Raw genomic sequence first — 26,866 nt, 5'->3', positions numbered from 1 at the left:
ATGGCAACGACAGGACGGGACGCGCCGGCGCGGTCAGCGACGGCCGACCGCGAGATCGTGATCTCCCGGCTCATTGACGCGCAACGGGAGCTGGTGTTCGAGGCGTTCACCGAGGTCCGGCACCTGTCGCGATGGTGGGGACCGGAGGGGTTCACCACCACCACGCGGGCGTTCGAGTTCCGCGTCGGCGGGGAGTGGGACTTCGTGATGCACGGACCGGACGGGACGGACTACCAGGAGTGGATCTCCTGGACCGAGATCGCCCCGCCGGAGCGGATCGCGCTGCGCCACGGTGAGTCCCGCGGCGACCCGAACGCCTTCGAGTCGGTCCTGACGTTCGCGCTCGACGGCGCGGCGACCCGGATCGAGATGCGCACGGTGTTCCCCACCAGGCAGCTGCGCGACGAGGCGGTCGAGAAGTACCACGCGATCGAGGGCGGCCAGCAGACCCTGAGCAACCTGGCTGCCTACGTCACCGAGATCGTTCGAAGGGGAGCTGGGGGCTGATGGCCGGGAAGGTGTTCTTCAGCGTGTCGATGTCGCTGGACGGGTTCATCGCGCCCGAGTCCCTCGGGGACCTGATGGGGCAGCAGTGCGCGGAGCCCTCCCCGAGGGTGACACACCTGACCTACGCCGTCCGGGAGCGGTAGGCGCACGCGCGGCGTCCTTCGGTAACCGGACACTCGCAAGGTTCGGGCGGACGCGGCAAATCTCGCCGTACCGGACAGCAATATTTCGCTGTCCGGTACGGCCGTTTTCGGCTGGGCGGAGCGGTGCCGATCAATTAGAATGGGTGTACTAATCCAGCTCCTGACCTGGGAGGACAGCCGTGACTGCGCCCGCCTCCAGTGCGCCAACCGCAACCACCGCGCCCGCCGCCGCCACCCAGCCCGCCGCCCCTGTCCTGCCCTACGCGACCCTGCTCGCCTTCTCCCGTTACGTTGACCGCACCGGCCCGGCGAAGGCGAACTTCGTCGGCGGGCTGCGCAAGCAGCGGGCCAGCCGCTCCGGCTTCAACCCGCACGGTCAGTTCGTCAAGGCGCTCAAGGCCGACCTGGCGTTCCACACCGGCGGCACCCACCTGAACCAGGTTCCCGATCTGGTCAAGCCCCGCTGGCGCCCGCTCTACCAGGCGCTGGTGCCGGGCGCGCTGGCGTACCTCAACTCGCTCGGCGACCCGCGCTCGATCGAGTTGGCGCAGACGCACGACGCGCTCGGCCTGCTCGGCGGGCTACCCGTCAAGATCAACCCACACCTCGGCCTGCGGTTCGCCGACGGTCACGCCGAAGCGGTCCGGCTGCACTTCGACGAGACACCGCCGAGCGACGAACTGGTGCTGGCCAGCCTGCACCTGATGGCCCGGCACATGGACCAGGTGCTCCCGCACGCCGAGCCGGTGCTGGTCGACCTGCGCCGGGGCGTCACCCACCGCCGCAACCCGTCCACCCGAGCCGAACAGGTCGAACGCTGGCTGGCCGGCGAGGCCGTCGCCTTCAGCGCCATCTGGTCCACCGCCGCCTAACCCACCCGCCCCACCCGCCCCACCACCAAGATCCTCACTCGTGTAGAGAAAGAGTGGCTATCCAGGCCCCGGATAGCCACTCTTTCTCTACATCCGTCCCCTCTGGCAGCCAGCGCGGAGTCAGCGACGGGACCCGAGTGCGGCGCGGATTTCAGTGACGATGCCGTCGAAGTCCTCGCGTAGGCGCTTGGCGGTCACGTGGATGACGATCCAGCCGTCCCGTACCAACTGGTTGAGTCGTTGCCGATCCCGGTGGAACTGGGACGGGTCGTTGTGCCAAAGGCCGTCGTACTCCACGGCCACCTTGCGATCCGGCCAGGCGAGATCGACACGGGCGAGAAACTGTCCCGCCCGGGCGATCACGTACTGGGTGATCGGGACGGGCAGCCCGGCCAGCACCAGCCGGACCCGCAGCCGGCTCTCCTGTGGCGACCCGGCACCACCGTCCAGGAGTTCCGCCGCGCGGACCAGCTTCCGCCAGCCTCGGTCGCCGGCATGCGCCAACGCATAGTCGCGCAGCCGCGCAACGGTGACCGCACCGGCCGCCGCCAGCGAATCGAGAACGACAACCGCCTCCACCGGCTCCGCCCAGCAGGCAACATCCCAACAGGTCCGTTCAATCCCGGTGACCGGAATCCCGTCGATCCGGTGTGCTTCTCGTTCATCCCAGGTCGCGACGTGGACAGACATTCCCCGCATCGGCCCGAACCGAGACTCGGGCCGAACAAGCACCTCGACCGGCGCATCGGCAGCCGGGGAGACGCCGCCGTACAGCGCCGCCGCGGAGCGGCCGGCAAGCAGACAACCGGGCGGGAACAACCAGTTGGCGGCCGCCCGACACCGAGTCCGATGAGATATCTCGACCCGAGAATCGGCGTACACATTGTGCAGCACCTGCCGCCAAGCCCCACTACGCAACTGATTCTTCGTCAACACTCCCCGATTAACCACATCCCGCCCATAAAACACCCTTCCCACAAGCTCCACCGGACGCCAAGCCATTCGACCCATCCCCCCACCCTCCCCCACCCACCCCCGCCCCAAAACCCCCTGTGGATAACCCGCTCCGCAGGGCACTAATGTAGAGAATGAGTGGTTATCCGGGCCCGGATAACCACTCATTCTCTACATTAGTGCGGATCTTGGGGCGCGCGAAGCGCGGAGGGGGAGGGGGAGGGGGAGGGGGAGGGGGAGGGGGAGGATCAGGCGGTGGGAAGGTACTTTTCGAGGTCGTCGAGGATCTTGCCGGCGGCGGTGACGCCGATGCCGGTCATCCAGGTTTCGTCGGCGACGGTGTACGCCTTGCCGGCCTTGACCGCGGAGAGGTTGCGCCAGAGGTTGCCGCCGGTGACGGTTGTCTGCTGCACGACGGCCTTCTCACCGTACGCGGACACGAAGATGACGTCGCCGTCGACCTCGCTGATCCGTTCCGGGCTGACCTTGTCGAACCGCTTGTCGTCCTTGTTCGCCAGCAACTGCCGCTCGGTACGGCCGAGGCCGACGTCACCGAGGACGATGCCGGAGAACGACTCGGGCCCGTACACCCGGATCTCGGTCGGCATGAAGCGGACGATGGAGATCTTCTTCGCCGCCGGGTCACCGATTGTGGTGCCGACCTCCTTGGCCCGCTTCTCGTAGCCGGCCATCAGGTCCTTGGCTTCCTGCTCCTTGCCGAGCGCCTGGCCGTCGAGGAGAAAGTTCTCCTTCCAGGTGATGCCCACCTTCTCGGTGAACACGGTCGGGGCGATGGCGTTGAGTTCGTCGTAGAACTTCTCCTGGCGGAACTTGCTGCCCAGGATCAGGTCCGGCTTGAGCGCGGTGATGGCTTCGAGGTCGGGCTCGTTGAGCACCCCGACATCCTTGATCGAGCTGACCTTGTCGCCGAGGTAGGTCGGGAAGCCGCCCGACTCGCCGGCACGGGCGGCGCCGACCGGGACGATGCCGAGCGACAACGCGCTGTCGATCTTGTCGGTGTCGAGCACCACTACCCGCTGGGGGTGGACCGGGACCTCGGTGGTGCCCATGGCGTGCACGACCGGGTGGGTCTGCGCCTCGTTCGCGCTGGCCACCGGGTCGCTCTTGGCGCATCCGGTCAGGCCGACACCGAGGGCGAGGACCGCGGCGAGGGTGGCGGCGGGACGGCGCATGGTGTTCCTTTCGGTTCAACTTCGACGGGTACGGCGGGTGCCGTACCCGCTGGGGACGGGGTGGTGAGGGCGGGGATCACCAGTGGCGCACCGCTCACCGGGCAGGGCACGACCACGCAGTCGAGTCCGAAGACGTCGCGGACCAGGTCGGCGGTGAGAATCTGCCGTGGTGGACCGGCGGCGACGACCGCACCGGCGCGCATGGCGACGAGGTGGTCGGCGTACCTGGCCGCCTGGTTGAGGTCGTGCAGGACGGCGACGACGGTCCGGCCGCGCTCGACCCGCAGGCGGTGTAGCAGGTCCAGGATCTCCACCTGGTGGGCCAGGTCGAGGAAGGTGGTCGGTTCGTCGAGCAGCAGCGCGTCGGTCTGCTGGGCCAGGGTCATCGCGATCCAGACCCGCTGCCGCTGGCCACCGGAGAGGGTGTCGACCGCACGGTCGGCCAGTGAGTCGACGGCGGCGAGCCGCATCGCCTCGCGTACGGCCTCGGCGTCCTGCGTCGACCACTGCCGCCACCAGCTCTGGTGCGGCTGCCGGCCCCGGCCGACCAGGTCGGCGACGGTCACCCCCTCGGGCACCAGCGGGCTCTGCGGCAGTACGCCGAGCCGCCGGGCCACCTCGCGGGTGGGCAGTTCCCGGATGGCGGTGCCGTCCAGCAGGACGGTGCCGGCGCGCGGGGTGAGCAGCCGGGCCATGGTGCGCAGCAGGGTGGACTTGCCGCAGGCGTTCGGGCCGACGATGACGGTGAAGGCGTCGGCCGGCAGGTCGAGGTCGAGCCGGTCGAGCACGGTCCGCTCGTCGTAGCCGGCGACGAGTTCACGGGTGGACAGCATCACGAATTCCTCCGGCGGCCGCGAACGAGCAGGAACAGCAGGTACGGCCCGCCGATGGCCGCGGTGAGTACGCCGGCGGGCAGTTGCGTCGGTGCGAACAGGCGCCGCCCGGCGAGGTCGGCGAGCACCACCAGCAGGGCCCCGACCAGCGCGGCGCAGAGCAGTGGTGGCCGTTCGGCGCGGACCAGCCGCCGGGCCACCTGGGGTGCGACGAGGGCGACGAAGTCGACCGCGCCGACCTGGGCGGTGACCATCGCCGCGGCGAGTACGCCGACACCGGCCAGGCCGAACCGTCGGGCGGTCGGGCGCAGTCCGAGCCCTCGGGCGGTGTCGTCGTCCAGGGCGCTGGTGTGCAGTGCCCAGCCGGCCCACACCAGTGCCGGCAGCAGCAGCGCGAGGGTGATCGCGATCCAGGTCGCCTCGGTCCAGCCCTTGCCGGCCAGGGTGCCGACCAGCCAGATCTGGGCCCGTTGGCCGTCGATCGGGTCGGCGGAGAGCATGACGACCTCGGTGACGGCGCGCAGCGCGATGGCGACGGCGACGCCGGCCAGGACGAACCGCTGGGCGGCCAGTCCGTGCCGGGCGCCGAGGGCGAACACCGCCCCGGCCGCGACCAGGCCACCGGCGAGCGCGCTCGGGGCGATGATCGCGGCGGAGGCGCCGGTGGTCAGCGCGATGGTGGCGACCAGGCCGGCGCCCTGGGTGATGCCGATGACGTCGGGGCTGGCGAGCGGGTTGCGGGCGACGCTCTGGATCAGGGTGCCGGCGATGCCGAAGGCCGCGCCGACGGCGACCGCGAGCACCACCCGGGGCAGCCGGAGCCGGTTCACGACCACGTCGTACGGGGTGCCGGTGCCGTACGGGGCGCCGAGGTTGCCCAGCGAGTGCAGTACGTCGACCGGGGCGACGTACGGGGTGCCGAGCGAGAGGCTGAGCACCATGGCACCGGCGAGCAGGAGCAGGAGCGCCGCCGCGACCAGGACCGAGCGGCGCCGGACGAGCAGGCTGATCCGGCCGAGGTGCAGCAGGGAACGACCGGGCAGCAGGTCCGCGTCCCGAACGGGGGCAACGGTGGCGGGGGCGCTCATGCGGTTACCACCCGCGCCCGGCGGACCAGCAGGATCAGCAGCGGTGCGCCGATCAGGGCGGTGACGATGCCGGCGGGGATTTCGCCGGGCGGGGCGATCAGCCGGCCGACGATGTCGGCGGCGAGCAGCAGCGCGGGGCCGAGTAGCACCGAGACGGCCAGCGTCCAGCGTTGGTCGGCGCCGACGAGTGCGCGGGCCAGGTGGGGTACGGCGAGTCCGACGAAGGCGATCGGGCCGGCGGCGGCGACTCCGGCGCCGGTGAGCAGCACCGCCGCCGCTCCCCCGCCGATCCGGATCAGCCCGACCCGGTTGCCGAGGCCGCGGGCGACGTCGTCGCCGAGGGCTAGCGCGTCGAGCCCTCGGGTGACCATCGCGGCGAGCAGCAGGCCGGCGAGGATGAACGGGATGACCTGGGTGGTGACGTCGACGTCGCGTCCGGCCAGCCCGCCGACCACCCAGAACCGGTACTCCTCGAAGGTGCGGGCGTCGACGGTGAGCAGACCGATGGTGATCGCGCCGAGGCTGGCGTCGAGGGCGGCTCCGACCAGGGCGAGGGTGACCGGGCTGGCGCCGTCGCGGGTTCGGCTGGCGACGGCGAAGACGAGCAGGCCGGCGAGGAACGCCCCGACGATGCCGAACCAGACGTACCCGTTGAGGGTGCTGACGCCGAACGCGGCGATGGCGGTGACCACGCCGAGCGACGCGCCGGCGCTGATGCCGAGGATGCGCGGCTCGGCGAGCGGGTTGCGGGTGAGTGCCTGGAGCAGCGTCCCGGCGACGGCGAGGGCCACGCCGACGGCCAGCCCGAGCACCGTACGGGGGATGCGCAGGTCGTTGACGATGCTGCTGGCCTCTCCCCCGTCCGGGTCGAACAGGGCGTGCCAGACCTGTGCCGGTGCGAGTGGTTTGCTGCCGAGGGCCAGGCTGGCCAGCACCATCAGGCCGAGCAGGATCAGCGCTCCGAACACGACGGTGGTCCGGGGCAGCCCGGACCGGCGGGACGGCGTCTGCGCCACCCGCGGTCGTTCCGCAACGTCCTGCACCTGTCCTCACCTCCCCTGCTTAGGATCGCCTTACCTTAGGATCCGGTCGGTCCCCGGCCTAACAAGAGATGACCGATCTCACCGCCGGCCGCCCCGGGCGCCCTAGCCTGGAGGCATGCGCTTCGAGCACCACACGGTGGTCCTGGTACGCCGACCGACCGCTCCGCCGGAGCTGCCGGTGGCGGCCCTGACCCGGCTGTGGGATGCCCACCGGGCCCACCAGGAGGGCCTGGTCGAGCAGGGGCACGTGATCGCCGCCGGTCCGCTGGTCGGGCCGGACGGTTCGGACGGCGGTGAGCTGTGCGTGTTCGTCGGCGAGCCGGAGCTGGCCGGACGGCTCTACGACAACGACCCGGCGGTACGGGCCGGGCAGCTCTCGGTCGAGGTGCTGATCTGGGGTACGCCGCCGGGCAACGTCCGGTTCGGCAACGTGGCGTTGCCGCCGTCGCTGCTCGAACCCGGCCCGTCGGGCGAGTGATTTCGGCGACGGGGGATAACCGCGGGCGCTCGTCGGCGACGCTGCCTATCCTTGGCGACGACATGCAGACACCATCCGCCCGCGCGCTGCCCGATCCGATCCGCGAGGTGCAGGCCCGCCTGCCCGAACTGATCTTCCGCGACCAGCGCCGCATCCAGCGCCGACTAGACGGCATACGCCGGATCCGGGACCCGCTCAAGCGGGAGCTGGCCGGCGAGGAACTGATCGCCGAGCTGGCCGGCGCGCAGGAGCGGCTGGCCCGGCGACGGGCCGCCGTACCCGTGATCACGTACCCGGCCGAGCTGCCGGTGAGCGAGAAGCGGGACGACATCGCGGCGGCGATCCGGGACCACCAGGTGGTGATCGTCGCGGGCGAGACCGGCTCCGGCAAGACCACCCAGATTCCGAAGATCTGCCTGGAGCTGGGGCGGGGCGTACGGGGGCTGATCGGGCACACCCAGCCGCGCCGGCTGGCCGCCCGTACGGTGGCCGACCGGATCGCCGAGGAGCTCGGCACCGAACTGGGTGGGGCGGTCGGTTACAAGGTGCGTTTCACCGACCAGGTGAGCGACCGGAGCCTGATCAAGCTGATGACCGACGGCATCCTGCTGGCCGAGTTGCAGCAGGACCGGATGCTGCACCAGTACGACACGCTGATCATCGACGAGGCGCACGAGCGCAGCCTGAACATCGACTTCATCCTCGGTTACCTGCGGCAGCTGCTCCCCCGCCGACCCGACCTGAAGGTGATCATCACCTCGGCGACGATCGACCCGCACCGCTTCGCCCGGCACTTCGGCAACCTGACGGGCGAGGCCGGCGGCGGCGGAAACGGGGACGGAAACGGCGACGGCAGCGGGGTGCCGCCGGTGGTGGAGGTGTCCGGGCGGACGTACCCGGTCGAGATGCGCTATCGGCCGCTGGTCGAGGTCGCCGAGGAGGAGACCGAGGACGGCGAGAACGTACGCGACCAGGTCCAGGCGATCGGCGACGCGGTCGAGGAACTGGCCGCCGAGGGGCCGGGCGACATCCTGGTCTTCCTCAGCGGCGAACGGGAGATCCGGGACACCGCCGACGCCCTGGGCCGGCTGGTCCAGGGCAAACCCCGGCTGCGCGGCACCGAGATCCTGCCGCTCTACGCCCGGCTCTCCACCGCCGAACAGCACCGGGTCTTCCAGTCGCACGCCAATCGTCGGGTGGTGCTGGCCACCAACGTGGCCGAGACCTCGCTGACGGTGCCCGGCATCAAGTACGTGATCGACCCCGGTACGGCCAGGATCTCCCGCTACAGCCACCGACTCAAGGTGCAGCGGCTGCCGATCGAGGCGGTGTCGCAGGCGTCGGCCAACCAGCGCAAGGGCCGCTGCGGGCGTACGTCGGACGGGATCTGTATCCGGCTCTACGACGAGTCGGACTTCCTCAGCCGGCCCGAGTTCACCGAACCGGAGATCCTGCGGACCAACCTCGCCTCGGTCATCCTCCAGATGACCGCGATCGGGCTCGGCGACATCGCCGCGTTCCCGTTCATCGACCCGCCGGACCGGCGCAACATCGCCGACGGGGTCAATCTGCTGCACGAGTTGGGTGCGCTGGACCCGGCCGAGACCGACCTGAACCGCCGACTCACCCCGCTCGGCCGCAAGCTGGCCCAACTCCCGGTCGATCCGAGGTTGGCCAGGATGGTGTTGGAGGGCGAGACCAACGGCTGCGCCGAGGACGTCATGGTGATCGCCGCCGCGCTGTCCATCCAGGACCCACGGGAGCGACCGGTCGAGAAGCAGGCGCAGGCGGACCAGTCGCACGCCCGCTTCGCCGACCCGGAGTCGGACTTCATCACCCTGCTCAACCTCTGGCGCTACCTGCGCGAACAGCAGCGCGAGCTGTCCTCCAGCGCGTTCCGCCGGATGTGCCGGGCCGAATACCTCAACTACCTTCGGGTACGCGAGTGGCAGGACATCTTCAGCCAGCTCCGCCAGGTCGCCCGTACGCTGGATGGCGGCAACCCGCGCGGACAGCGACCGGGCCGCGACCGCCGGGACCGGGGCGGCGCCGAGCCGGCCGCGACAACCGGGCGCGAGGTCGAGCCGGCGCGGTCCGCCGAGCCGGCGCCGGACGGGGACGACACCGTGGTCATCGTCGATCCCCGGCGGATCCATCAGTCGCTGCTCGCCGGCCTGCTCTCCCACGTCGGCGTCAAGGACATCCAGGGTTCGGCGAAGGACGCGGCGGCCGGCTCGGGCGGCGGCAGACGCGGCAGCGAGTACATCGGCGCCCGGGGCGCGAAGTTCGCCATCTTCCCCGGCTCTGCGCTGGCCCGCCGTCCCCCACTGTGGGTGATGGCCGCCGAACTCGTGGAGACCTCCCGCCTCTGGGGCCGGGTGGCGGCCAAGGTCGAACCGGAGTGGGTCGAGGCACTGGCCCAGCACCTGGTGAAACGCACCTACAGCGAGCCGCACTGGGAAAAGAAGCAGGCGGCCGTGGTGGCCCAGGAGAAGGTCACCCTGTACGGCATCCCGCTGGTCACCAACCGCAAGGTCAACTTCGGGCGGATCGACCCGGAACTGTCCCGCGAACTGTTCATCCGGCACGCCCTGGTGGAGGGCGACTGGCAGACCCCGCACACGTTCTTCCACGCCAACCGGGAACTGCTCGGCGAGGTCGAGGAGTTGGAGAACCGGGTCCGGCGGCGGGACATCCTGGTCGACGACGAGACCCTGTTCGACTTCTACCAGCAGCGCATCCCGGCCGAGGTGGTCTCCGGCCGGCACTTCGACAGCTGGTGGAAACGGGCCCGGCGGGAACAGCCGGAACTGCTCACCTTCGACCGCAACATGCTGATCAACAACGGTCGCGCCGGCGTCGCCGCGACCGACTACCCGGACGAGTGGCACTCGGGCGGACTGGCGCTGCCGTTGACGTACCGCTTCGAGCCGGGCACGACCGCCGACGGGGTCACCGTCGACATCCCGCTGCCGATGCTCAACCAGGTGCCGGCGGAAAGCTTCGACTGGCAGGTGCCGGGGCTGCGGGAAGAGGTGGTGATCGCGCTGATCCGATCACTGCCGAAGGCCGTACGCCGGAACTTCGTCCCGGTGCCCGACTATGCGCGGGCCGTGCTCGCCGCGATCAAACCCGGACCGGAGTCGCTGGTCGACGCGCTCACCCGCGAACTGCGCCGGATGACCGGGGTGACCGTGCCCCGCGAATCGTGGGACGTGGAGAAGCTGCCCGCCCACCTGCGGGTCAACTTCCGGGTGCTGGACGACAACAACAAGGCGGTCGCCCAGGGCCGGGACCTGCCCGCGCTGCAACGCCAACTCAAGACCGAGGTACGCCAGACGGTCGCCGCCGCCGCGCCCGAGTTGGAACGGCGCGGGCTGCGAGAGTGGAGCATCGGCACCCTGCCCCGCGCGATCGAGCAGGTCCGGGCCGGTTACCGGGTGAGCGCCTATCCGGCACTCGTGGACGAGGGCGAAACCGTCGGCGTACGGGTCTTCGACTCCGAGGCCGAGGCGCAGCAGGCGATGTGGGCGGGCACCCGCCGGCTGTTGCGGCTCACCGTCGCCTCCCCGGTGAAGTTCCTCCAGGGTCGGCTGAGCAACGAGGCGAAACTGGCGCTGAGCCGAAACCCGCACCGCAACGTACTCGACCTGCTCGACGACGCGGCCGGGGCGGCGATCGACAAACTGATCGCGGACGCGGGCGGGCCGGCGTGGGACGCCGAGGGCTTCGCCGCGCTGCGCGACAAGGTCCGGGCCGACCTGGTCGACACCGTGGTCGAGGTCGTCGGCCGCGTGCAGCGGGCGTTGAGCGCGGCGTACGCGGTGGAGCAGCGGCTCGGTCGGACCACGAGCCTGACCCTGGTGGCGGCACTGGCCGACATCCGGGCCCAGCTCTCCGCCCTGGTGCACCGGGGCTTCGTCACCGAGACCGGCTATGCCCGGCTGGCCGACCTGCCCCGCTACCTGACCGCTGTCGAACGGCGACTCGACCGGCTGCCGCAGGATCCCGTACGCGACCGCAACCAGTTGGCCCGGATCACCCAGGTCCAGCAGGAGTACGACCAACTGCTGGCCAACCTGCCACCGGGCCGCCGCAACGACGACGCCGTACGGCAGATCCGCTGGCTGATCGAGGAGTTGCGGGTGAACGTGTTCGCCCAGGCGCTCGGCACCCCGTACCCGGTCTCGGAACAGCGGATCTACCGGGCGATGGACCTGGCCGAGGGCCGCTGACGGCGCTTGTCGGGCCGTGGGTCAGGCCATCGTGAAGGTCTGGCAGTCGGCGGCGTCGAGTCCCGGTGCAACGGTGATCGCCGAGGCGTGACATTCGAGGCCCTCGTTGTGCCGGCACTCGGTCCGCTTGCACGCGCCCACCTGGGCGCTGGCGGTGTCGAGGCCGCCCTTGTCCGCGCTGTCGAAGAACGTGTCGCACTGGGAGTTGCCGAGACCGATCGTGATCGCGAAGGCATGGCAGCCGTCGTGGTTGTAGCCGCAGCCGGTAACCGAGCAGTCCTGTACGCGCGGCATTTCCAACATCTGGGTCATGGGTTTTCCTCTCCCTATTTCCCCACACGTTAGAGCGGCCCGCTGGCGGCGGCAGCCGGTTCGGCGAATCAATCGGTCCGCGTATTTCACGCTTCCCAGTCGATAAGGGTTGCCTTTCCTTAGGAGCCAGATCGCGGTTCCGGCGGCGGTGCCGCGCCCTGCTCACCGGTGACCTGAGCCTCCAGCCAGGCAAGGTCGTTCGCCGTACCGACAGTGAGGACGTACTGATCCGAGGCCCTGCCGCCCCCGTGGACCAGGCGCCGAATCCACCTCAGTTCCGGACTGCCACCGTCCGCTTCGAGGGGGTCGAAGGGGTCGAATGAGTTGAAGGGGTCAAAGGGGTCGAAGGGCTCTCCGAGAGTGGGCGTGTCGAGCAGCATATTTCTGACGAACAAGAGCAGGTGTTGTCCCTTATCCCAACGTCGGGCCGCCCGAAGGAGGACCACCAGGATCCTGCGAGCCAATACGTCATCGACAGCGCGCAACGCTCGACTTTCGCCATCACGGTTTCCACGTCGTTGTTCCCAGGCTTCCCCGTCCAGGGTCATCGCCGTCAATAGTTCTCGGCTACCATTTTCACCGCTCGACAGCAGTTGAACGCTGAGGTCACGTAGGAGCGAGGCCGATCGGGGTAACGCGGTATCTTCCGTCCCCACAATCTCAAGCAGTTCGATCCAGGACAGAACCGGAACCTGCATGAGGCTTGTGGCGGAACTCAACTGGACCGCGAGCACCTCATCGGCATTGCTGTTCCAGCTTGGCGCCAAAAACTCGACGCAGGCGCGGGCATACTCGATTGCTGTCTCGACGTCAAGGGCCGGCCCAGGCTCAACTTGACGAAGCATCTCGGAGAGAGATTCGTATCCCCAGGTCCGCGCCCGCAAGCGCGCCGCCCGTAACAATGGGGCAGCCAGCGGCGTTTGAAGCAGCTCGGGCATCGACATCGTCACTTTGCCAATAAGATCGTTCTGCCAGAGCGGCTCGAACCTGCTCTTGACCCCGGTCAGTAGGGCCACCTCATAGGGCGACAGGGTGACAAGGCGCTTAGGGAGGTCGGCGTGGCGCACCGGATTTCGATGGAGAATTGCCTCCGGCCCGCCGGACGCTTGCAGTAGTTCGAACACGCTCCAGACCGAGCCTGGGCGCAGATCGTCGGTGGAAGACAGGGCCGACGCGTATCCGACTACGTTCCACAACGTCGTCTGGAATCGTGTCCGATACAGTGCAGTCCGATCCTGACGTGCCGCGTGCGCCAGCCGCTCTACCGATGCGTCTATCCCCTGTCGTTCGAGCGCGTCGAGCACACTCATTGTCCTGCTCGACGACAGCCCGTGCAGGCGTTCCATCGCAAGACCGGCGAGACCAGTGGATAGGTCATCCGACAGTGCCTCGCTCAGGTTCAGTAGTGCCTCGACCGACGACCTATTTAGCGGCACGGGTCGGCTAATTTGGGGCCATATGAGGACAACCTCCCTGGCACGCTCGGTCCGCAGCGCGGCGGTCACACCGGCCATCGCATCGAGCGAGAACCATGACCGCCACTGCTGGATCAAGCGATCCCACGGACGAGTGGTGGCACCGCCGCCGCCCGGATTGGAATCGCGGAACTCGTACGCGTCGTCGCCGACGACCGCTGCCAGGACCACCAGGTTCAGCGTGTAGATCGACAAATGGCCCAGCAGCGCGACAGGCTCGTACGGCGTCTTGTCCGCGCCGGCGGTAAACCAGGACGGGGGTGCGGCATGGAGAATGTCCTCCAACTGCCGGTCCACGACCAGACGGAGGCAGGTGGCGATCTCCGCCCGATCACGGCCGACTTGGGCCAGCCGGTGCGGTAGCCACTCACGCAGCATCTCCAGCACCACCGGACGGCTGTGTAGCACCGTGTACGAGAGACAGGCGAACCAGTTCTTGTCCGGGAGCGTCAACTGCTCCTGCAACACCGTTGCCAACCCGGGATTTTTCCGCAGGTCGGAAACCCGCTCACTGTGGGCGAGGACCTGCCGTAGGAGAAAGTCCGCCGCGAGAAACTCACCGAAGGTGTTGTGCAGGAACTCGAACGCGGCGGCCTCGCCCTGCGAGAAGTCGTCCGGGTCGCCCGACCGGCTCCGCGACTCGTGGATGAAGAAGAAGATCCCCAACAGGAGATCGGCCTGGGTGAGCGGCACGGCACCCGCTCGGGTCGGCACGGTTTGCCCGGTATCGAAGTAGGCAATCTCCGCGTTCAGGTCCCTGCGGTTCAGGTGGAGCGCCTGCCGGTTGAACATACCCATGGCGGCCACGCCGAGCCGTCCGAGATCGGCGTCAATCAACGCCTGACGCTCAGCGGGCGGGAGTGCTTTGAACCGCGGGCCAGCCTCGCCTTTTGTCCGCTCCCGTTCCACGAAGCGGCTGAGCAGACTGTGATAGAGCATGGTCTGGTCCAGGTTGACATCGCCGAGCTGGTTGGCCTGGGAATCGTAGAGCGCGAGCATCAGCAGCAGTAGCGGTTGACGGGCCAGGTCAACCAGTCTGCCCACTTCCGGCAGATCGAACGGCCGCACCTGGGTCTGCTCGAAGTAGCCCGCGTTGACGGCGTTCCAGGTCTTGCTCCATTCCCGACGCCGTGACTCGTCGAACTCTTCCAGGCGCAGTACCGACGAACCGATCGGGATGACCGCCTTGTCGATCAGCGTTATCCGGCTCGTCACCACGATCCGGACCGGCCGACCTGCGCCTCGCGCCGTTGGAACCGGTGCACCTCTTCGAGATAGTTACTGAACACCCGTCCGTTGGCCTGTAGCAGCTCGTCGTAGCCGTCAAGGATGATCACGAGCGGGTTGTCGGCCAGGCTCTCGGCGAACACCGCCCAGTTGACCTCGTCGCCCGAGTCGTCGTAGATCTGGCCCTCGATCTGGCTCTGGAACTTCGTCTCCGGGTCGATGTCGCGCAGCTCGATCCGGACCACGTTGAACGCGGGCGGCGCGAGCCGGGCCGCGATCACCTCGGTGAGCAACGACTTACCAGAGCCCGCTTGACCGAGGACGAGCAGCGGCGCCTCCGTGCTGTACGGCGAGGAGAGGTACCGCACGACGAACCCGGCCAGGTCTTCCTGCCTACTCGCCGCATTCCAAACGCGCTCGTCCTCAAGGTTGAGCTGCCGACTGGCGTAACGAACCGTCCGGTACGCCTGCGGAACGAACGCCTCGGCCTTACTGGGGTAAGCCAGTGCTGGTCCACCGTCCGGGTCGTCGTAGTCGTCCTTGATGATCGGCTCTTCGATTCGCGCCGCGTAGACGGCGGCGAGCGCCGCCGTCACCCGTTTCGTGTCTGCCGAGCCGGGCGCGGAGGGCCGCGCCGGTTGCAGTGCGCGGATCGAGTGCGCCAGCCGACGGAGTCCGACGTCAAGGCCGACGATCGCGCCCAGCACTGCCCGCAATTGCTCGTTTGTTTCGGCCGCCTGGTCCACGATCAGCGACTGGGTCTTGGCGTGTTCGTACATGGTGGCCCAGGTGAAGAAGTCACGGTTGCTGAGCATGAGATCGAGATACTGGGCGTAGTAGTAGCGGACGGCAAGGTTGGGCAGGCCCCCGATCCGCTGCTCAATCATCTCCCGTTGAGTGGCCTCAACCCTGTCTGCGAGGTCGAGGCGATGAAAAGTGAGAGCCAGCTGCTGGCTCATTCCCCGATACAGCGTCAGCCGTTCCTGGTCCTCGGTGCCGAACGTCGCCGTTGGATGCGGAAGGGATACCGGCGGAAGACCGGCGTACGGATCGGTCGAAGGCTCTCTGGGTTCGGAGACGCGCTCGGTCGTATGCCGCTGGAGGGTGTACTCACGCTCCGCGTCGGACAGCTTCAACGGCGCGAGCAACGGGCCCACAATCTCGTCATACGCGGAGAAAAACGCGGTGTAGGTGATCAGGAAGTGCCCGGCGGCGAGGGATTCGCTGCGTTCCAGGAAGGTGCCGTTACGGCCGACCAGCTTTCGGGCAACTTCGTTGGCGCGTAACACAAGATCGTTTTTCATGTCGAAGAGCCCGAGCGACGGCACCGCGGCCGGTCCCAGCAGCACCGGCGAGAGGATCAGACCGGCCGAGAGGAGACGGTCGACGGCCTGGATCACGGCGCTGTCCGAACCGGCGTCCGCTACGAGTTTGCGTACCTCGACATAGGTGACCTTGGTACCGAACTGCCGCTGCGCGCGTACTCCCCGAAGCGTCGTGTTTGCTGCCCAGGCGCATGCTTCCACAGTGGTCGGAGCGGAATCAATTGGCGTACGGAATCGTGATCACGGGTTGCTGCGCAGCGGTTTCGGGGTCGTGTGAGTTGGCGGCGGTGGGGCGGTGCTCTGGCGGCGGATGAGTTCGGCCGGGATCTGTTCGGCGTGGTTCGGTTCCGGCGGTTGCAGGGCGAGGGTCATGGCGCGGGCGCCCATGTCGGCGAGGGGGAGGCGGACGGTGGTGAGGGTGGGGGTGACGTCGCGGGCGATGGGCATGTCGTCGAAGCCGGTGATGCTGATGTGTTGGGGGACTTTGATGCCGCGGGTGCGTAGGAGGGCGAGGGCGCCGATGGCCATGGTGTCGTTGAGGGCGGCGATGGCGGTGAGGTGGGGTTGGGTGTCGAGGAGGTGGGCGGTGGCGGTGGCGCCGCCGTCGCGGTCGAAGTTGGCGTAGGCGATGTTGCGGGTGGGGAGTTTGTGGCCGTGGTCGCGGGCGGCGTGGCGTAGGCCGGTGAGGCGGTCGGTGGTGGTGGTGAGGTGTTTGGGGCCGGCGATGACGCCGAGGTGGGTGTGGCCGAGTGCGTAGAGTTCGGTGCCGATGAGGTAGCCGCCGGTTTCGTTGGCGGGGATGACGGCGTGGCCGGTGTGTTCGTGGCGGCCGATGACGGCGATGTGGCCGCCGGTGGCTTGGTAGACGCGGAGTTTGGCGTCGAGGGTGTTGGTGAAGGTTTCGTTGTGGTGGCCGCTGCCGGCGAGGATGATGGCGGCGGCTTGGTGGGCGCGGAGGAGTTCGACGTATTCGAGTTCTTTGTCGGGGTCGCGGTAGGTGTTGCAGATGATGACGAGTCGGCCGTGTTCGGTGGCGATGCGTTGGAGTCCGCGGGTGATTTCGGCGAAGTAGGGGTCGGATACGTCGTGGACGATGACGCCGACGGCGGATCGGTGGTTGCGGGCGAGTAGTTGGGCGTGTGCGTTCGGGACGTATTGGAGTTCCTCGACCGCCGCCAACACCCGCTCCCGCAACTCGGGCGCGACCCGGCGGGAACTGCGACTGACGATCCGGGACACGGTCGCCGGGGACACCCCGGCCAGCCGGGCGACGTCGGCGAGTGTGGTCATCGGCGGCCTCCGTCCGGACCAGCTCCGGCACGCGTACGCGTTGACGGTCGTCAACGCCGGAGACTAGCGTCAGACGGGCCGCAGGAAAACCCTTTCCCATGAACGGTGGTCCGCATGAACGGCCAGTCCGCCCCGTTTCCCCTGCCCCTGCCCGGTGGAGTCGGTGTCTCCCGGCTCTGCGTCTACGACACCGTCGCCCCGGACGGCGCCGTCGGCGGTACGCCGCACCTGCACCTGTGCTGCGCCGAGGCGTACGTGGTGGCGGCCGGCGCCGGGCTGGTGCAGACGCTGACCCTGAGCGGGTACGCCGAGACGCCGCTGCGCCCCGGCTCGGTGGTCTGGTTCGCCCCGGGCACCATCCACCGCCTGGTCAACCACGGCGGGCTGGAGATCGTCGTACTGATGCAGAACAGTGGGCTGCCGGAGGCCGGGGACGCCGTGTTGACCCTGCCCCCGGAGGTGCTCGCCGACCGGGCCGCGTACGCCTCCGCCGTGGCCCTGCCCGGAGGCGGTGCGCCCGGCGGCGACCCGGCGGCCGCGTACGCCCGACGTGACCTCGCGGTGCGCGGCTTCGAGGCGCTCCGCGACAGCGTGACCGGCGGCGACCCGGCGCCGTTGCGGGAATTCCACGCCGCCGCGATCCGACTGGTCCAGCCGCAGCTCGACGCCTGGCGGGGGCGCTGGCGCGAGGGCGCGCTACGGGCGGCCGAGCAGACCGGTCGGCAGTTGGACGCGCTCGCCCGGGGGGAGGCGCCGCACCTGGCGGACGCGGCCGTGTACGGGTTCGCCGAGCCGCGCGAGCAGGGCCGGCAGGGCATGTGCGGGCTGCTGGACACCTACCCGGTGCACTGAGGTGCCGACCCGTCAGGTCGGTCGCCGCCGTCGACCGGCGTTCGGGTCGGGGATCCAGCCGAAGAAGCGGGCGTCGAGCTGTCGGGTCGACAACTCGGGCAGCTCCAGCATGGCCCGGTCGTGGAAGTGGCGTAGGTAGATGCGCAGTCTGGCCGGTTCCCGCCGGTAGAGCACGAGCAGGCGACGCCGGATGACCGGGCACGGCCATTCGCCGTGGCAGTCGACGCAGCGCCACCGTTGGTCGTTGCGGTGCACGGCGGTCAGGTCGTCGCTGTCACCACGGGTACGAAGGTCTTCCACTGTCGACAGACCGGTCACGAGCTGTCACCTCCCGATGCCCATACCACCACCGGGAGCGGGGTGGGCGACGCACCCGAGGTGCGTCGCCCACAGCGGAGTCAGCCGAGCAGGGCGCGGAGCGTGTCGGCGTCGACCGACACGGCCGGCACCTGCCAGAAGTCGGGCTTCCCACCGGTGTACGAATCGCCGTACGCCCTGGTGCCGGGCGCGAAGCGGCGGCCCTCGACGAGCGGCCCGGCGTCGACGGTGTCGTAGCCGATCGCGTCGAAGAACGCGGTCACGGTCGCCTTCGCGGCCGGGTCGTCCCCGGCGACGGCCAGCGCGCTGCGGTCGGCGGCACCGACCGGTCGGGCCAGCGCCTGGAGGTGGACGTAGTAGATGTTGTTGAAGCCCTTGACCACCCTGGCCGCCGGCAGGTGCTGCTGCAACAGCTCGCTGCTGGTGGTCGAGTCGTCGTCGAGTTCCGCGATCTGCCCGTCGCGTTCCGGGTAGTAGTTGTTCGTGTCGATCACGACCTTGCCCGCCAGCGGCTCCACCGGCACGCTGCGGTACGCCTTCAGCGGGATGGAGACCACCACCAGGTCCCCGGCCTCGGCAGCCTCGGCCGGCGTCGCCGCGCGCGCCCCGGGCCCGAGTTCGTCGACGAGTGTCTGGAGCGTCTCCGGCCCGCGCGAGTTGCTCAGCACCACGTCGTAGCCGGCGGCGATCGCCAGCCTAGCCACGGTGCCGCCGATGTTTCCGCTGCCGATCAGTCCAACAGTTGTCATGTCTGGCCCCAACCCCCGGTCGGTCGGCCGCATTCCCCGCGCCGGAGTGTTCCGTCCGCCACGCCCGTCGGTCCGGGGCGTGGCCCGTCGGACCCGGCACCGATCGATAACGATCGCATCGATGATCGTTATGGGAAAGCCCTTGCCCAAAGCGGTACAGGGCTTCTACTGTCCCGAGAAAGCGCTTGCCCGCCCCCGAGCGCCCGTACCCGCACCGGCCCCCGACCATCCTGACGGGACACCCGATCACCGAGGAGGAGTGCCCGTGTCCGACCGCACCGTCGACGACGGGATCGACCTCGCCGCCCCGGTCCAGCCGACGGCGACAACGGCCGAGCGCCCGACCGGGCCCACCGGTCGCACCGGCACGCAGTCACCGCCGCAGCGCCGCCCGCGTACGCGCCGCAGCCTCGGCAGTCGCCTCGGTCGGCTGGCCGACGCACTGTGGCGCCCCGCGCTCCTGCTCGCCGCGCTGTTTGCCGTCTGGTGGTTCGTCGCCGCCCGCGAGTACGTACCGAACTACCTGGTGCCGACGCCCGGCCAGGTCTGGACCACGATGGTCGACCAGTGGGCCTTCCTGCTCCGCAACACCTACGTCACGCTCTACGAGACGGTCATCGGTTTCGTGCTCGCCGCCCTGCTCGGGCTCGGCACCGCGATCCTGATCGCGTACTCGCCGACGATGGAGAAGGCGCTCTACCCGATAGTGCTGTTCGCCCAGGTCATCCCGAAGATCGCGATCGCCCCGCTGCTGGTGGTCTGGTTCGGCGTCGGCTTCACCCCGAAGATCGTGCTGGCCGTACTGATCGCGTTCTTCCCGGTGGTGATCTCCGGCGTCGCCGGCCTGCGGTCGACCGACCCGGAGCTGATCGACCTCGCCGCGACGATGGGCGCCGGGCCGTGGAAGACGTTCCGCCGGATCCGCTTCCCGAACGCCCTGCCACACCTGATGTCCGGCCTCAAGGTGGCGGTCACCCTCGCGGTGGTCGGCGCGGTGGTCGGCGAGTTCGTCGGCGCCGACGAGGGCCTCGGGTACGTGCTGCTGCTGGCCAACGGCAACCTCGACGCCGCGCTGCTCTTTGCCGACCTGTTCCTGATGTCGCTGATCGGCATCGTGCTGTTCGTCATCGTCGAGCTGGCCGAGGCGCTGCTCATCCCCTGGCACGCCAGCCGCCGCTCCGCCGTACCGCTGACCACGTCCTGATCCCGGCCCACGGATTCACCCACCACACCGTCCCGCCACCCGTACAGGAGGCGCACCACCATGAGACGTCTCGCGTTCACCGCCGCCGCGTTCCTGCTGCTCGGATCGGTAGCCGCCTGCGGCGGCTCCGACGGACAGCCCACCACCGCCGACGGCCGCAAGCAGGTCACGCTCACCCTGAACTGGGTCCCGTACGGCGAGCACGCGCCGTTCTACTACGGCCTCAAGAACGGCTTCTACGAGGCCGAGGGCATCGAGCTGGAGATCAAGCCCGGCGGCGGCTCGGGCAAGACCATCCAGGCGGTCGCCCAGCAGCAGACCGACTTCGGCTGGGCCGACACCCCGCCGCTGCTCAAGGCGATCGCCACCGGGATGAAGGTGAAGAGCGTCGGGGTGTTCCTCCAGAAGGGACCGACCTCGATCGAGTTCCTCGCCGACAAGGGCATCAGCAAGCCGGCCGACCTGAAGGGCAAGACCGTCGGCGGCACCCCGGGCGACGCGATCTACGCCACCTTCCCGGCCTGGCTCAAGGCGAACGGGCTGTCCGACAGCGACGTCAAGGTGGTCAACCTGGATGCCGCCGGCAAGGTAGCGGCGCTGGCCGAGGGCCGAGTCGACGCGATCCAGGGCTTCTTCCACGACCAGGCCCCGACGATCGAGGCGAAGACCGGCAAGAAGGTCGACTACCTGCTCTACGCCGACTGGGGCATGAACATGCTCGGCACCGGCGTGGTGGTCAACGACGCCACCCTGAGCAAGGACCCGGAGCTGGTCAGGGCGTTCGTCCGGGCCACCCAGAAGTCGTGGGCCGAATCGGCGAAGGACATCCCGGCGGCCACCGACGCGATGGTGGAGCTTGCGGAGAACGAGCCGGCCAAGGACGTACTGGTCAAGCAGTTGACGTTGGCCGTACCGCTGCTGGAACTGACCGGCGGCGCGCCGGGGGTGAACCCGCCGGCCAAGTGGACCGAGACGATCGACCTGATGACCCGGTACGCCGAACTCAAGGACGCCGGGGCACCGGAGAAGTACTGGGACAGCGGCTACACCAGCCAGGGATGAGTCACCGATGACCAGCGCCCCGAGCACCACCGCCACCGGCACCGCGGTCGAACTGACCGGGCTGACCGTACGGTTCCGGTCGAAGCGGTCGCAGACCACCGCGGTCGAGGACGTGACCCTGCGGGCGGAACCGGGTGAGTTCGTCACCATCGTCGGCCCGTCCGGCTGCGGCAAGTCCACCCTGCTCAAGATCGTGGCCGGGTTGGTCCGGCCGACCAGCGGCTCGGTGTCGCTGCTCGGCCGACCGGTGACCAAGCCGCAGCGGGACATCGGCTTCGTGTTCCAGCGGGCGGCCCTGCTGGAGTGGCGCGGCGCCCGCCGCAACATCCTGCTCCAGGCCGAGATGCGCGGGCTGGACCGCCGGCAGTCCGCCCGCCGGGCCGACGAGTTGATCGAGCTGACCGGCCTGACCGGCTTCGAGGACGCGCTGCCGCACGAACTCTCCGGCGGCATGCAGCAACGGGTGGCGCTCTGTCGGGCGCTGCTGCACCAGCCCAGGGTGCTGCTGATGGACGAACCGTTCGGGGCGCTCGACGCGCTGACCCGCGAGCAGCTCAACACCGAGCTGAACCGGATCTGGCGGGAGACCGGCACCACCATCCTGCTGGTCACCCACTCGATCGCCGAGGCGGTCTTCCTCGGCACCCGGGTCGAGGTGATGAGTCCCCGACCGGGCCGGATCGTCCGTACGCTGCCGGTCGACCTGCCGGCCGAACGCAACTACGCGGCGGTGATGTCCGACCCGCGCTTCGACCGGTTGTCGACCGAGATCCGGGAACTGCTGGGGGCGGGAGCCAACCACTGATCGCCCCGCTGGGCGGGCAGTCCGCCCGACTCGACCAGCCCCGTCGGTGGACCGCCGCCGCCGGGGCCTGGCTCGGCCTGGGCGCCGCGCCGGCCGCCCTGATCCTGGGCGCGGGCATGGCCGACCGGCACCACGGGGCGGTGCCCGTACTGGCGTTGGTGGGTGGGGCGGCACTGATGGCGCTGCTGCTGTTCGGGCAGGGCGCGCTCGGGGTCCGGCCACCGTACGGCGACGGCGGCACGCTGACCGAGGTGGCGCCGCGTTACCTGCCGGCGGCCGGGCGGGCCGTACTGAGCGTGGTGCTCGGCGTCGCCATGATCGGCTGGTTCGGCTTCAACGTCGGGCTGGGCGGGGCGTCGCTGGCCACGGTGCTGCGGCTGCCCGGCCCGGTCGGGGCGCTGCTGCTGGCCGGGGCGGTGCTGGCGGTGTCGTACGCCTCGCCCCGGCTCGGCAACCGGATAGCGGTGGCCACCACGCTGGCGGCACTCGGCCTGGTCGCGCTCTGTGTGGCCCAACTGCCGCCGACGTCCGCGCCGGTCACCCTGGATCCGGGCGGCTGGGCGACCGCCGCCGACATCGCCGCCATGACCGGGTACGTCTCCGTGTTCGCCCTGCGCGCCCCGGACTTCAGCCGGGGGCTGGCCAGCCGGCGTGACCTGGGCTGGTGCGTGCTGCTGCTGGTGGCGCCGGCGGTGGCGGTCGGCGTGGCCGGGGCGGGGGTGTGGCTGCGCACCGGCTCGACCGACGTGGTGGCGGTGCTGGCCGGCAGCACCGGGCTGGCCGCGTACGGCAATCTGTTCGTCACCGCGGCGGTGTTCGCACCGGCGCTGACCACGACGTACTCCGGGGCCCTGGCGCTGCGTGGCGGCTGGCCGGCGCTCTCCCCCACGGCCGGGATGTTGATCGTCGCGGTGCCCGGCGCGGTGCTTGCCGCGGCCCGGTTCGACCGGTTGCTGCTGCCCTGGCTGGCGGTGCTCGCCGCGACGTTGCCGCCGCTGATCGTGCCGATGGCGACCGAGGCGTGGCGGCGCCGGCGCGGGCATCCGGCCAGGATCGTGCCGGTCTGGACCTGGCTGCCGGCGGGCCTGGTGGCGACCGCGCTGACCGCCGCCGGGCTGACCGTCGCGGCGGTCACCGGACTGGCGCTCGCGGCCCTGGCCACGGCGGTGCACGTGGGTGCCGGCCGACCCCGACCAACATGATCGATTACGGCTATGCCAGAAAAGGCTATCCCGATTCTTTGCCGGTACGCGAAAACGCCCGCACCGGGATCCGGACCTTCACACATTGACCATTTCGGATTGGTTACGTAGGCTTGATCCGTCGGCGGCAGGAAAGCGCTTTCCATTATCCGTCCCTATTACCGGGAGCGCCTGCATGAGACGCTTACGATCCATCCCGATCGCCCTGCTCGCGATCACCGCCCTCGTCCTGACCATTGCCCCGGCTCCCGCATCGGCAGCGGCCCGGTTCCGGGTACTGGTCTTCTCGAAGACGACGAACTTCTACCACGACTCGATCCCGGCCGGCGTCGCCGCGATCCAACAGCTCGGTCTCACCCACGACTTCGAGGTCGAGGCGACCACCGACGCGGCGGCGTTCACCGACGCCAACCTGGCCCGGTTCGACGCCCTGGTGTTCAACAACACCAACTCCACCCCGGCCGCCGGTGACCTGCTCAACGCGGCCCAGCGCACCGCCTTCCAGAACTTCGTCCGCTCCGGCGGCGGCTGGGTCGGGCTGCACGCGGCGACCGCCAGCGAGCGCGACTGGGTCTGGTACGAGGGCCTGGTCGGCACCATCTTCGACTACCACCCGGACTTCGGCTCCACCGGTGGCGTCTTCCCCGGCCGGATCAAGGTGTTGGACAAGGCCCACCCGTCCACCCAGGGCCTGCCGGAACTCTGGGAACGCAGCGAGGAATGGTACAACTGGAAGACCAACCCCACGAACAAGGTGCACACCCTCGCCCAGATCAAGGTCCGCGACGGGATCAACGGCCTGGACGAAGGCGTCGACCACGCCTATTCCTGGTGCCAGAACTATGACGGCGGTCGATCCTGGTACACCGCCGGCGGGCACGCCTCGTCGTCGTTCAGCGAACCGTACTTCCTCAACCACCTGCGCGGTGGCATCGAATGGGCGGCCGGCGCGATCCCCGGCGACTGCGCCGCCACCAAGAGCAGCAACTTCCAGAAGGTCCCGCTGGTCAGCGCCGACCTGGCCGACCCGTTCGAACTGGCCGTGGCGGCCGACCGGCGGGTCTTCTACATCCAGCGCACCGGCGCGGTGAAGGTGATCAACCAGAGCACGCTCGGCGTCACCACCCTGGTCGACTTCGCCTACACCCCGGCCCAGACCAGCCAGTCCGACGGGTTGATCGGCATGACCCTGGACAACAACTTCGCCACCAACAACTGGATCTATCTACTGTGGTCGGACAAGACGCTCAACCAGCTCAATCTGTCCCGGTTCACGGTCACCGGCAACTCGATCGCGCTGACCAGCGAGAAACGGCTGCTCACCATCCCCACCTACCGGGGTGAGGGCCGGGCCAACTCGCACATGGGCGGCTCGCTGGCAATGGACAAACAGGGCAACCTGTACGCGGCCATCGGCGACAACACCGACCCGTTCGACTCCAGCGGCTTCGCCCCGATCGACGAGCGCCCCGGCCGCCGGGCCTGGGACGCGCAGGCCACCTCCGGCAACACCAACGACCTGCGTGGCAAGATCCTGCGGATCAGGCCGCAGACCGACGGTACATACACCGTGCCGACCGGCAACCTGTTCGCCCCCGGCACCGCGTTGACCCGCTCGGAGATCTACGCGATGGGCATGCGCAACCCGTTCCGGATCACCGTCGACCCGATCACCAATGCTGTGCTGGTCGCCGACTACGGACCGGACGCCACCGCGGCCAACCCGAACCGGGGACCGGACGGAATCGTCGAGTTCAACCGGATCACCACCGCCGGCAACTACGGCTGGCCGTACTGCGTCGGCAACAACATCCCGTACAACGACTACAACTTCGCGACCTCGACCTCCGGGGCGAAGTTCAACTGCGGGGCGCTGGTCAACAACTCGCCGAACAACACCGGCCTGACCAACCTGCCCGCCGCCCGTTCCGCGCTGGTCTGGTACGGCTACGGCGCGTCCACGCAGTTCCCCGAGGTCGGCACCGGCGGCGGTGGCCCAATGGGCGGCCCGTCGTACGACTTCGACCCGGCCAACACCCGGACGACCAAGTTCCCGCAGTACTACGAGGGCAAGTGGATCGTCTACGAGCTGACCCGCAAGTGGTTCAAGACGCTCTCCATCCACAGCACCGCGCAGACATTCACCAACGCCCGGTTCGGGCCAACCGCCGTCGGTGACCTCCAGTCGATCAACGGCGTACTCGGTGACTTCTCCTGGATCCAGCCGTTCGACGCCGAGTTCGGGCCCGACGGTTCGCTCTACGTGATCGACTTCGGTGCCGGCACCGGCAGCGGTCGGGGCGGCACCAACGAGGGCGCCGGCATCTACCGGATCGACTACGTGGCCACCGGCCGCCCACCGGTGGCGAAGGCGAGCGCCAACCGGGACAGCGGGCCCACGCCGCTGGCCGTGACGTTCTCCAGCGCCGGTTCGGCCTCCGGCGACGGGGCGCCGATCAGCTATGCCTGGGACTTCGACGGCAACGGCAGCACCGACTCCACCGCCGCGAACCCGACGTACACGTACACCGCGCGGGGCCGGTTCACCGCCCGGCTGACGGTGACCGGAACGGGTGGGCAGAGCGCGGTGGCGACCACCGAGGTCATCGCCGGCAACACCCGGCCGGTGGTCACCCTGAGCGTGCCGAACGGCGGCTTCTTCGAGTTCGGCGACCGGGTGCCGTACACGGTGACGGTCACCGACCCGGAGGAGGGCACGATCGACTGCTCGCGGGTGATCGTGCAGACCCAGCTCGGCCACGACTCGCACGCCCACCCGCTGGACAACTACACCGGCTGCTCCGGGGTGGCGGTCACCGACAGCAGCGCCGGTGACGGGCACGGACCGGGCCAGAACCTGTTCACCCTGCTCACCGCCCAGTACACCGACGGCGGCGCGACCGGTGGGGTGCCGGCACTGGTCGGCTCGACCCTGGTCGAGTTGCAGGTGAAGCCGAAGGAGATCGAGCACTTCGACGGCGCCCACGCCGGCATCCAGGTGCTCGACCGGGCGACAGCCAAGGCCGGCAAGCGCCTCGGCGACGTCGACCACAACGAGTGGGTCAACTTCGGGCCGGTGAACCTCCAGGGGATCAACTCGGTGACCGTCGGGGCCAGCTCCGGCAGCAGCGGCGGGACGATCGAGTTCCGGTCCGGCTCACCGACCGGGCCGGTGCTCGGCACCGTCGCCGTCCCGAGCACCGGCGGCTGGGACAACGTCATCTCCCCCACCGCCAACCTGACCAACCCCGGCGGGACCATCACCCTCTACGCCGTCTTCGTCAACCCGGCGCAGGTGGGCGGCACACCGGACCTGATGGCCGTGGACTGGTTGCGGTTCAACGGCACCGGCGTCAAACAGGAGAGCGGTACGACGGTGAGCATCACCGCCACCCCGACGAGTGGCACGGCACCCCGGACGGTCGCGTTCACCGGTACCGCGGTTGTCGCGCCCGGCCGCACCATCACCGACTACTCGTGGGACTTCGGCAACAACGCCGCGGTCGTACACACCGCCAACGCCAGTCACACCTTCACCCGCAAGGGCAGCTACACCGCCCGTCTGACGGTGACCGACAGCAGCGGCGCCACCACCTCAGCCCAGGTGGTCATCACCGTCACCTGACGTACCTCCGTGATTGTGACGCCGGATCGGAACGGGACAACCCGTCGAGATCCGGCGTCACCACCACAGGAGGG

The 26,866-nt window shown here is 69.4% G+C and carries 21 protein-coding genes and 1 pseudogene; 11 read left to right on the top strand and 11 right to left on the bottom strand.

The window, feature by feature from the left end:
* From OG792_RS10245 to OG792_RS10235, 3 genes and pseudogenes are all read left to right on the top strand, one after another.
* On the top strand, positions 1–507 hold the full coding sequence (locus OG792_RS10245) for an SRPBCC family protein (RefSeq protein WP_329109049.1): 507 nt from the start codon (positions 1–3) through the stop codon (positions 505–507).
* Positions 507–576: pseudogene (locus OG792_RS34660) on the top strand (dihydrofolate reductase family protein); the annotation flags it as partial. The gene OG792_RS10245 and the pseudogene OG792_RS34660, both read left to right, overlap by 1 nt.
* A 253-nt stretch (positions 577–829) precedes the next feature.
* Positions 830–1,522, top strand: a complete 693-nt coding sequence (locus tag OG792_RS10235) for a hypothetical protein (RefSeq protein WP_329109046.1) — start codon at positions 830–832, stop codon at positions 1,520–1,522.
* 120 nt (positions 1,523–1,642) lie between these two features.
* Here OG792_RS10235 and OG792_RS10230 read toward each other — a convergent pair whose 3' ends face one another.
* The 5 genes from OG792_RS10230 to OG792_RS10210 all read right to left on the bottom strand — a co-directional run bounded on the left by OG792_RS10230 (position 1,643) and on the right by OG792_RS10210 (position 6,633).
* On the bottom strand, positions 1,643–2,524 hold the full coding sequence (locus OG792_RS10230) for a DUF559 domain-containing protein (RefSeq protein ID WP_329109045.1): 882 nt from the start codon (positions 2,522–2,524) through the stop codon (positions 1,643–1,645).
* 200 nt (positions 2,525–2,724) lie between these two features.
* Positions 2,725–3,669, bottom strand: coding sequence for an ABC transporter substrate-binding protein (locus OG792_RS10225; RefSeq protein ID WP_329109044.1), 945 nt, complete (start codon positions 3,667–3,669; stop codon positions 2,725–2,727).
* Positions 3,615–4,502, bottom strand: a complete 888-nt coding sequence (locus tag OG792_RS10220) for an ABC transporter ATP-binding protein (protein WP_329109042.1) — start codon at positions 4,500–4,502, stop codon at positions 3,615–3,617. Before OG792_RS10220 ends, OG792_RS10225 begins: the two co-directional genes overlap by 55 nt.
* Positions 4,502–5,590 (bottom strand): FecCD family ABC transporter permease, encoded by a 1,089-nt coding sequence (locus OG792_RS10215; RefSeq protein WP_329109041.1) that lies wholly within the window; start codon positions 5,588–5,590, stop codon positions 4,502–4,504. The genes OG792_RS10220 and OG792_RS10215 overlap by 1 nt, the downstream gene beginning before the upstream one ends.
* Positions 5,587–6,633: a FecCD family ABC transporter permease gene (locus tag OG792_RS10210; RefSeq protein ID WP_329109040.1), complete on the bottom strand. Its 1,047-nt coding sequence runs from the start codon at positions 6,631–6,633 to the stop codon at positions 5,587–5,589. The genes OG792_RS10215 and OG792_RS10210 overlap by 4 nt, the downstream gene beginning before the upstream one ends.
* Before the next feature lie 115 nt (positions 6,634–6,748).
* Here OG792_RS10210 and OG792_RS10205 point away from each other — a divergent pair, with 115 nt between their 5' ends.
* A complete protein-coding gene (locus tag OG792_RS10205; protein ID WP_329109039.1) occupies positions 6,749–7,111 on the top strand; it encodes a YciI family protein in 363 nt (120 codons plus the stop codon).
* 62 nt (positions 7,112–7,173) lie between these two features.
* Positions 7,174–11,346, top strand: coding sequence for an ATP-dependent RNA helicase HrpA (gene hrpA, locus OG792_RS10200; protein WP_329109037.1), 4,173 nt, complete (start codon positions 7,174–7,176; stop codon positions 11,344–11,346).
* A gap of 21 nt (positions 11,347–11,367) precedes the next feature.
* Here the strand turns inward: hrpA and OG792_RS10195 are convergent, their stop codons facing one another.
* From OG792_RS10195 to OG792_RS10180, 4 genes are all read right to left on the bottom strand, one after another.
* A complete protein-coding gene (locus OG792_RS10195; RefSeq protein ID WP_329109036.1) occupies positions 11,368–11,658 on the bottom strand; it encodes a DUF1540 domain-containing protein in 291 nt (96 codons plus the stop codon).
* A 119-nt stretch (positions 11,659–11,777) separates the two neighbouring features.
* Positions 11,778–14,351: a hypothetical protein gene (locus tag OG792_RS10190; protein ID WP_329109034.1), complete on the bottom strand. Its 2,574-nt coding sequence runs from the start codon at positions 14,349–14,351 to the stop codon at positions 11,778–11,780.
* Positions 14,345–15,886 (bottom strand): NACHT N-terminal helical domain 7-containing protein, encoded by a 1,542-nt coding sequence (locus OG792_RS10185; protein ID WP_329109032.1) that lies wholly within the window; start codon positions 15,884–15,886, stop codon positions 14,345–14,347. Before OG792_RS10185 ends, OG792_RS10190 begins: the two co-directional genes overlap by 7 nt.
* Positions 15,887–15,925: 39 nt before the next feature.
* Positions 15,926–16,975: a LacI family DNA-binding transcriptional regulator gene (locus OG792_RS10180; protein WP_329109031.1), complete on the bottom strand. Its 1,050-nt coding sequence runs from the start codon at positions 16,973–16,975 to the stop codon at positions 15,926–15,928.
* A gap of 114 nt (positions 16,976–17,089) precedes the next feature.
* Here OG792_RS10180 and OG792_RS10175 point away from each other — a divergent pair, with 114 nt between their 5' ends.
* Entirely contained in the window at positions 17,090–17,827 is a 738-nt protein-coding gene (locus OG792_RS10175) for a cupin domain-containing protein (protein ID WP_329109029.1), read from the top strand.
* Between the two features lie 12 nt (positions 17,828–17,839).
* Here the strand turns inward: OG792_RS10175 and OG792_RS10170 are convergent, their stop codons facing one another.
* Together OG792_RS10170 and OG792_RS10165 are read right to left on the bottom strand one after the other, a co-directional pair.
* Positions 17,840–18,145, bottom strand: coding sequence for a hypothetical protein (locus OG792_RS10170; protein WP_329109028.1), 306 nt, complete (start codon positions 18,143–18,145; stop codon positions 17,840–17,842).
* An 80-nt stretch (positions 18,146–18,225) separates the two neighbouring features.
* Positions 18,226–18,894 carry an NADPH-dependent F420 reductase gene (locus OG792_RS10165; RefSeq protein WP_329109027.1) on the bottom strand — a complete coding sequence of 223 codons (669 nt, stop codon included), beginning with the start codon at positions 18,892–18,894 and terminating at the stop codon, positions 18,226–18,228.
* Between the two features lie 265 nt (positions 18,895–19,159).
* On the opposite strand from OG792_RS10165, the gene OG792_RS10160 reads away from it, so the two are divergent.
* From OG792_RS10160 to OG792_RS10140, 5 genes are all read left to right on the top strand, one after another.
* Positions 19,160–20,098, top strand: coding sequence for an ABC transporter permease (locus tag OG792_RS10160; protein ID WP_329109026.1), 939 nt, complete (start codon positions 19,160–19,162; stop codon positions 20,096–20,098).
* 60 nt (positions 20,099–20,158) lie between these two features.
* Complete coding sequence (locus tag OG792_RS10155; protein WP_329109024.1) at positions 20,159–21,160, top strand: ABC transporter substrate-binding protein; 1,002 nt, start codon at positions 20,159–20,161, stop codon at positions 21,158–21,160.
* Positions 21,161–21,167: 7 nt separating this feature from the next.
* Entirely contained in the window at positions 21,168–21,965 is a 798-nt protein-coding gene (locus OG792_RS10150; protein ID WP_329109023.1) for an ABC transporter ATP-binding protein, read from the top strand.
* Between the two features lie 116 nt (positions 21,966–22,081).
* The gene (locus OG792_RS10145; RefSeq protein WP_329109022.1) at positions 22,082–23,167 is read left to right on the top strand and encodes a hypothetical protein; all 1,086 of its coding nucleotides are present in this window, start codon (positions 22,082–22,084) and stop codon (positions 23,165–23,167) included.
* A gap of 175 nt (positions 23,168–23,342) precedes the next feature.
* Positions 23,343–26,792 (top strand): ThuA domain-containing protein, encoded by a 3,450-nt coding sequence (locus OG792_RS10140; protein ID WP_329109021.1) that lies wholly within the window; start codon positions 23,343–23,345, stop codon positions 26,790–26,792.
* Positions 26,793–26,866 lie beyond the last annotated feature (74 nt).

This window comes from Micromonospora sp. NBC_01699, assembly GCF_036250065.1.
In the GTDB taxonomy this organism is placed as follows: domain Bacteria; phylum Actinomycetota; class Actinomycetes; order Mycobacteriales; family Micromonosporaceae; genus Micromonospora_G.
Note: the sequence above shows the minus strand (reverse complement) of the source record. Positions and strands in the feature narration are given on the sequence as shown.

Coding starts and splice junctions, on each gene's coding strand:
- OG792_RS10245 (WP_329109049.1), top strand. CDS start 1: ATGGCAACGACAGGACGGGACGCGCCGGCGCGGTCAGCGACGGCCGAC.
- OG792_RS10230 (WP_329109045.1), bottom strand. CDS start 2,524: ATGGCTTGGCGTCCGGTGGAGCTTGTGGGAAGGGTGTTTTATGGGCGG.
- OG792_RS10225 (WP_329109044.1), bottom strand. CDS start 3,669: ATGCGCCGTCCCGCCGCCACCCTCGCCGCGGTCCTCGCCCTCGGTGTC.
- OG792_RS10220 (WP_329109042.1), bottom strand. CDS start 4,502: ATGCTGTCCACCCGTGAACTCGTCGCCGGCTACGACGAGCGGACCGTG.
- OG792_RS10215 (WP_329109041.1), bottom strand. CDS start 5,590: ATGAGCGCCCCCGCCACCGTTGCCCCCGTTCGGGACGCGGACCTGCTG.
- OG792_RS10205 (WP_329109039.1), top strand. CDS start 6,749: ATGCGCTTCGAGCACCACACGGTGGTCCTGGTACGCCGACCGACCGCT.
- hrpA (WP_329109037.1), top strand. CDS start 7,174: ATGCAGACACCATCCGCCCGCGCGCTGCCCGATCCGATCCGCGAGGTG.
- OG792_RS10195 (WP_329109036.1), bottom strand. CDS start 11,658: ATGACCCAGATGTTGGAAATGCCGCGCGTACAGGACTGCTCGGTTACC.
- OG792_RS10180 (WP_329109031.1), bottom strand. CDS start 16,975: ATGACCACACTCGCCGACGTCGCCCGGCTGGCCGGGGTGTCCCCGGCG.
- OG792_RS10175 (WP_329109029.1), top strand. CDS start 17,090: ATGAACGGCCAGTCCGCCCCGTTTCCCCTGCCCCTGCCCGGTGGAGTC.
- OG792_RS10165 (WP_329109027.1), bottom strand. CDS start 18,894: ATGACAACTGTTGGACTGATCGGCAGCGGAAACATCGGCGGCACCGTG.
- OG792_RS10155 (WP_329109024.1), top strand. CDS start 20,159: ATGAGACGTCTCGCGTTCACCGCCGCCGCGTTCCTGCTGCTCGGATCG.
- OG792_RS10150 (WP_329109023.1), top strand. CDS start 21,168: ATGACCAGCGCCCCGAGCACCACCGCCACCGGCACCGCGGTCGAACTG.
- OG792_RS10145 (WP_329109022.1), top strand. CDS start 22,082: ATGGCCGACCGGCACCACGGGGCGGTGCCCGTACTGGCGTTGGTGGGT.
- OG792_RS10140 (WP_329109021.1), top strand. CDS start 23,343: ATGAGACGCTTACGATCCATCCCGATCGCCCTGCTCGCGATCACCGCC.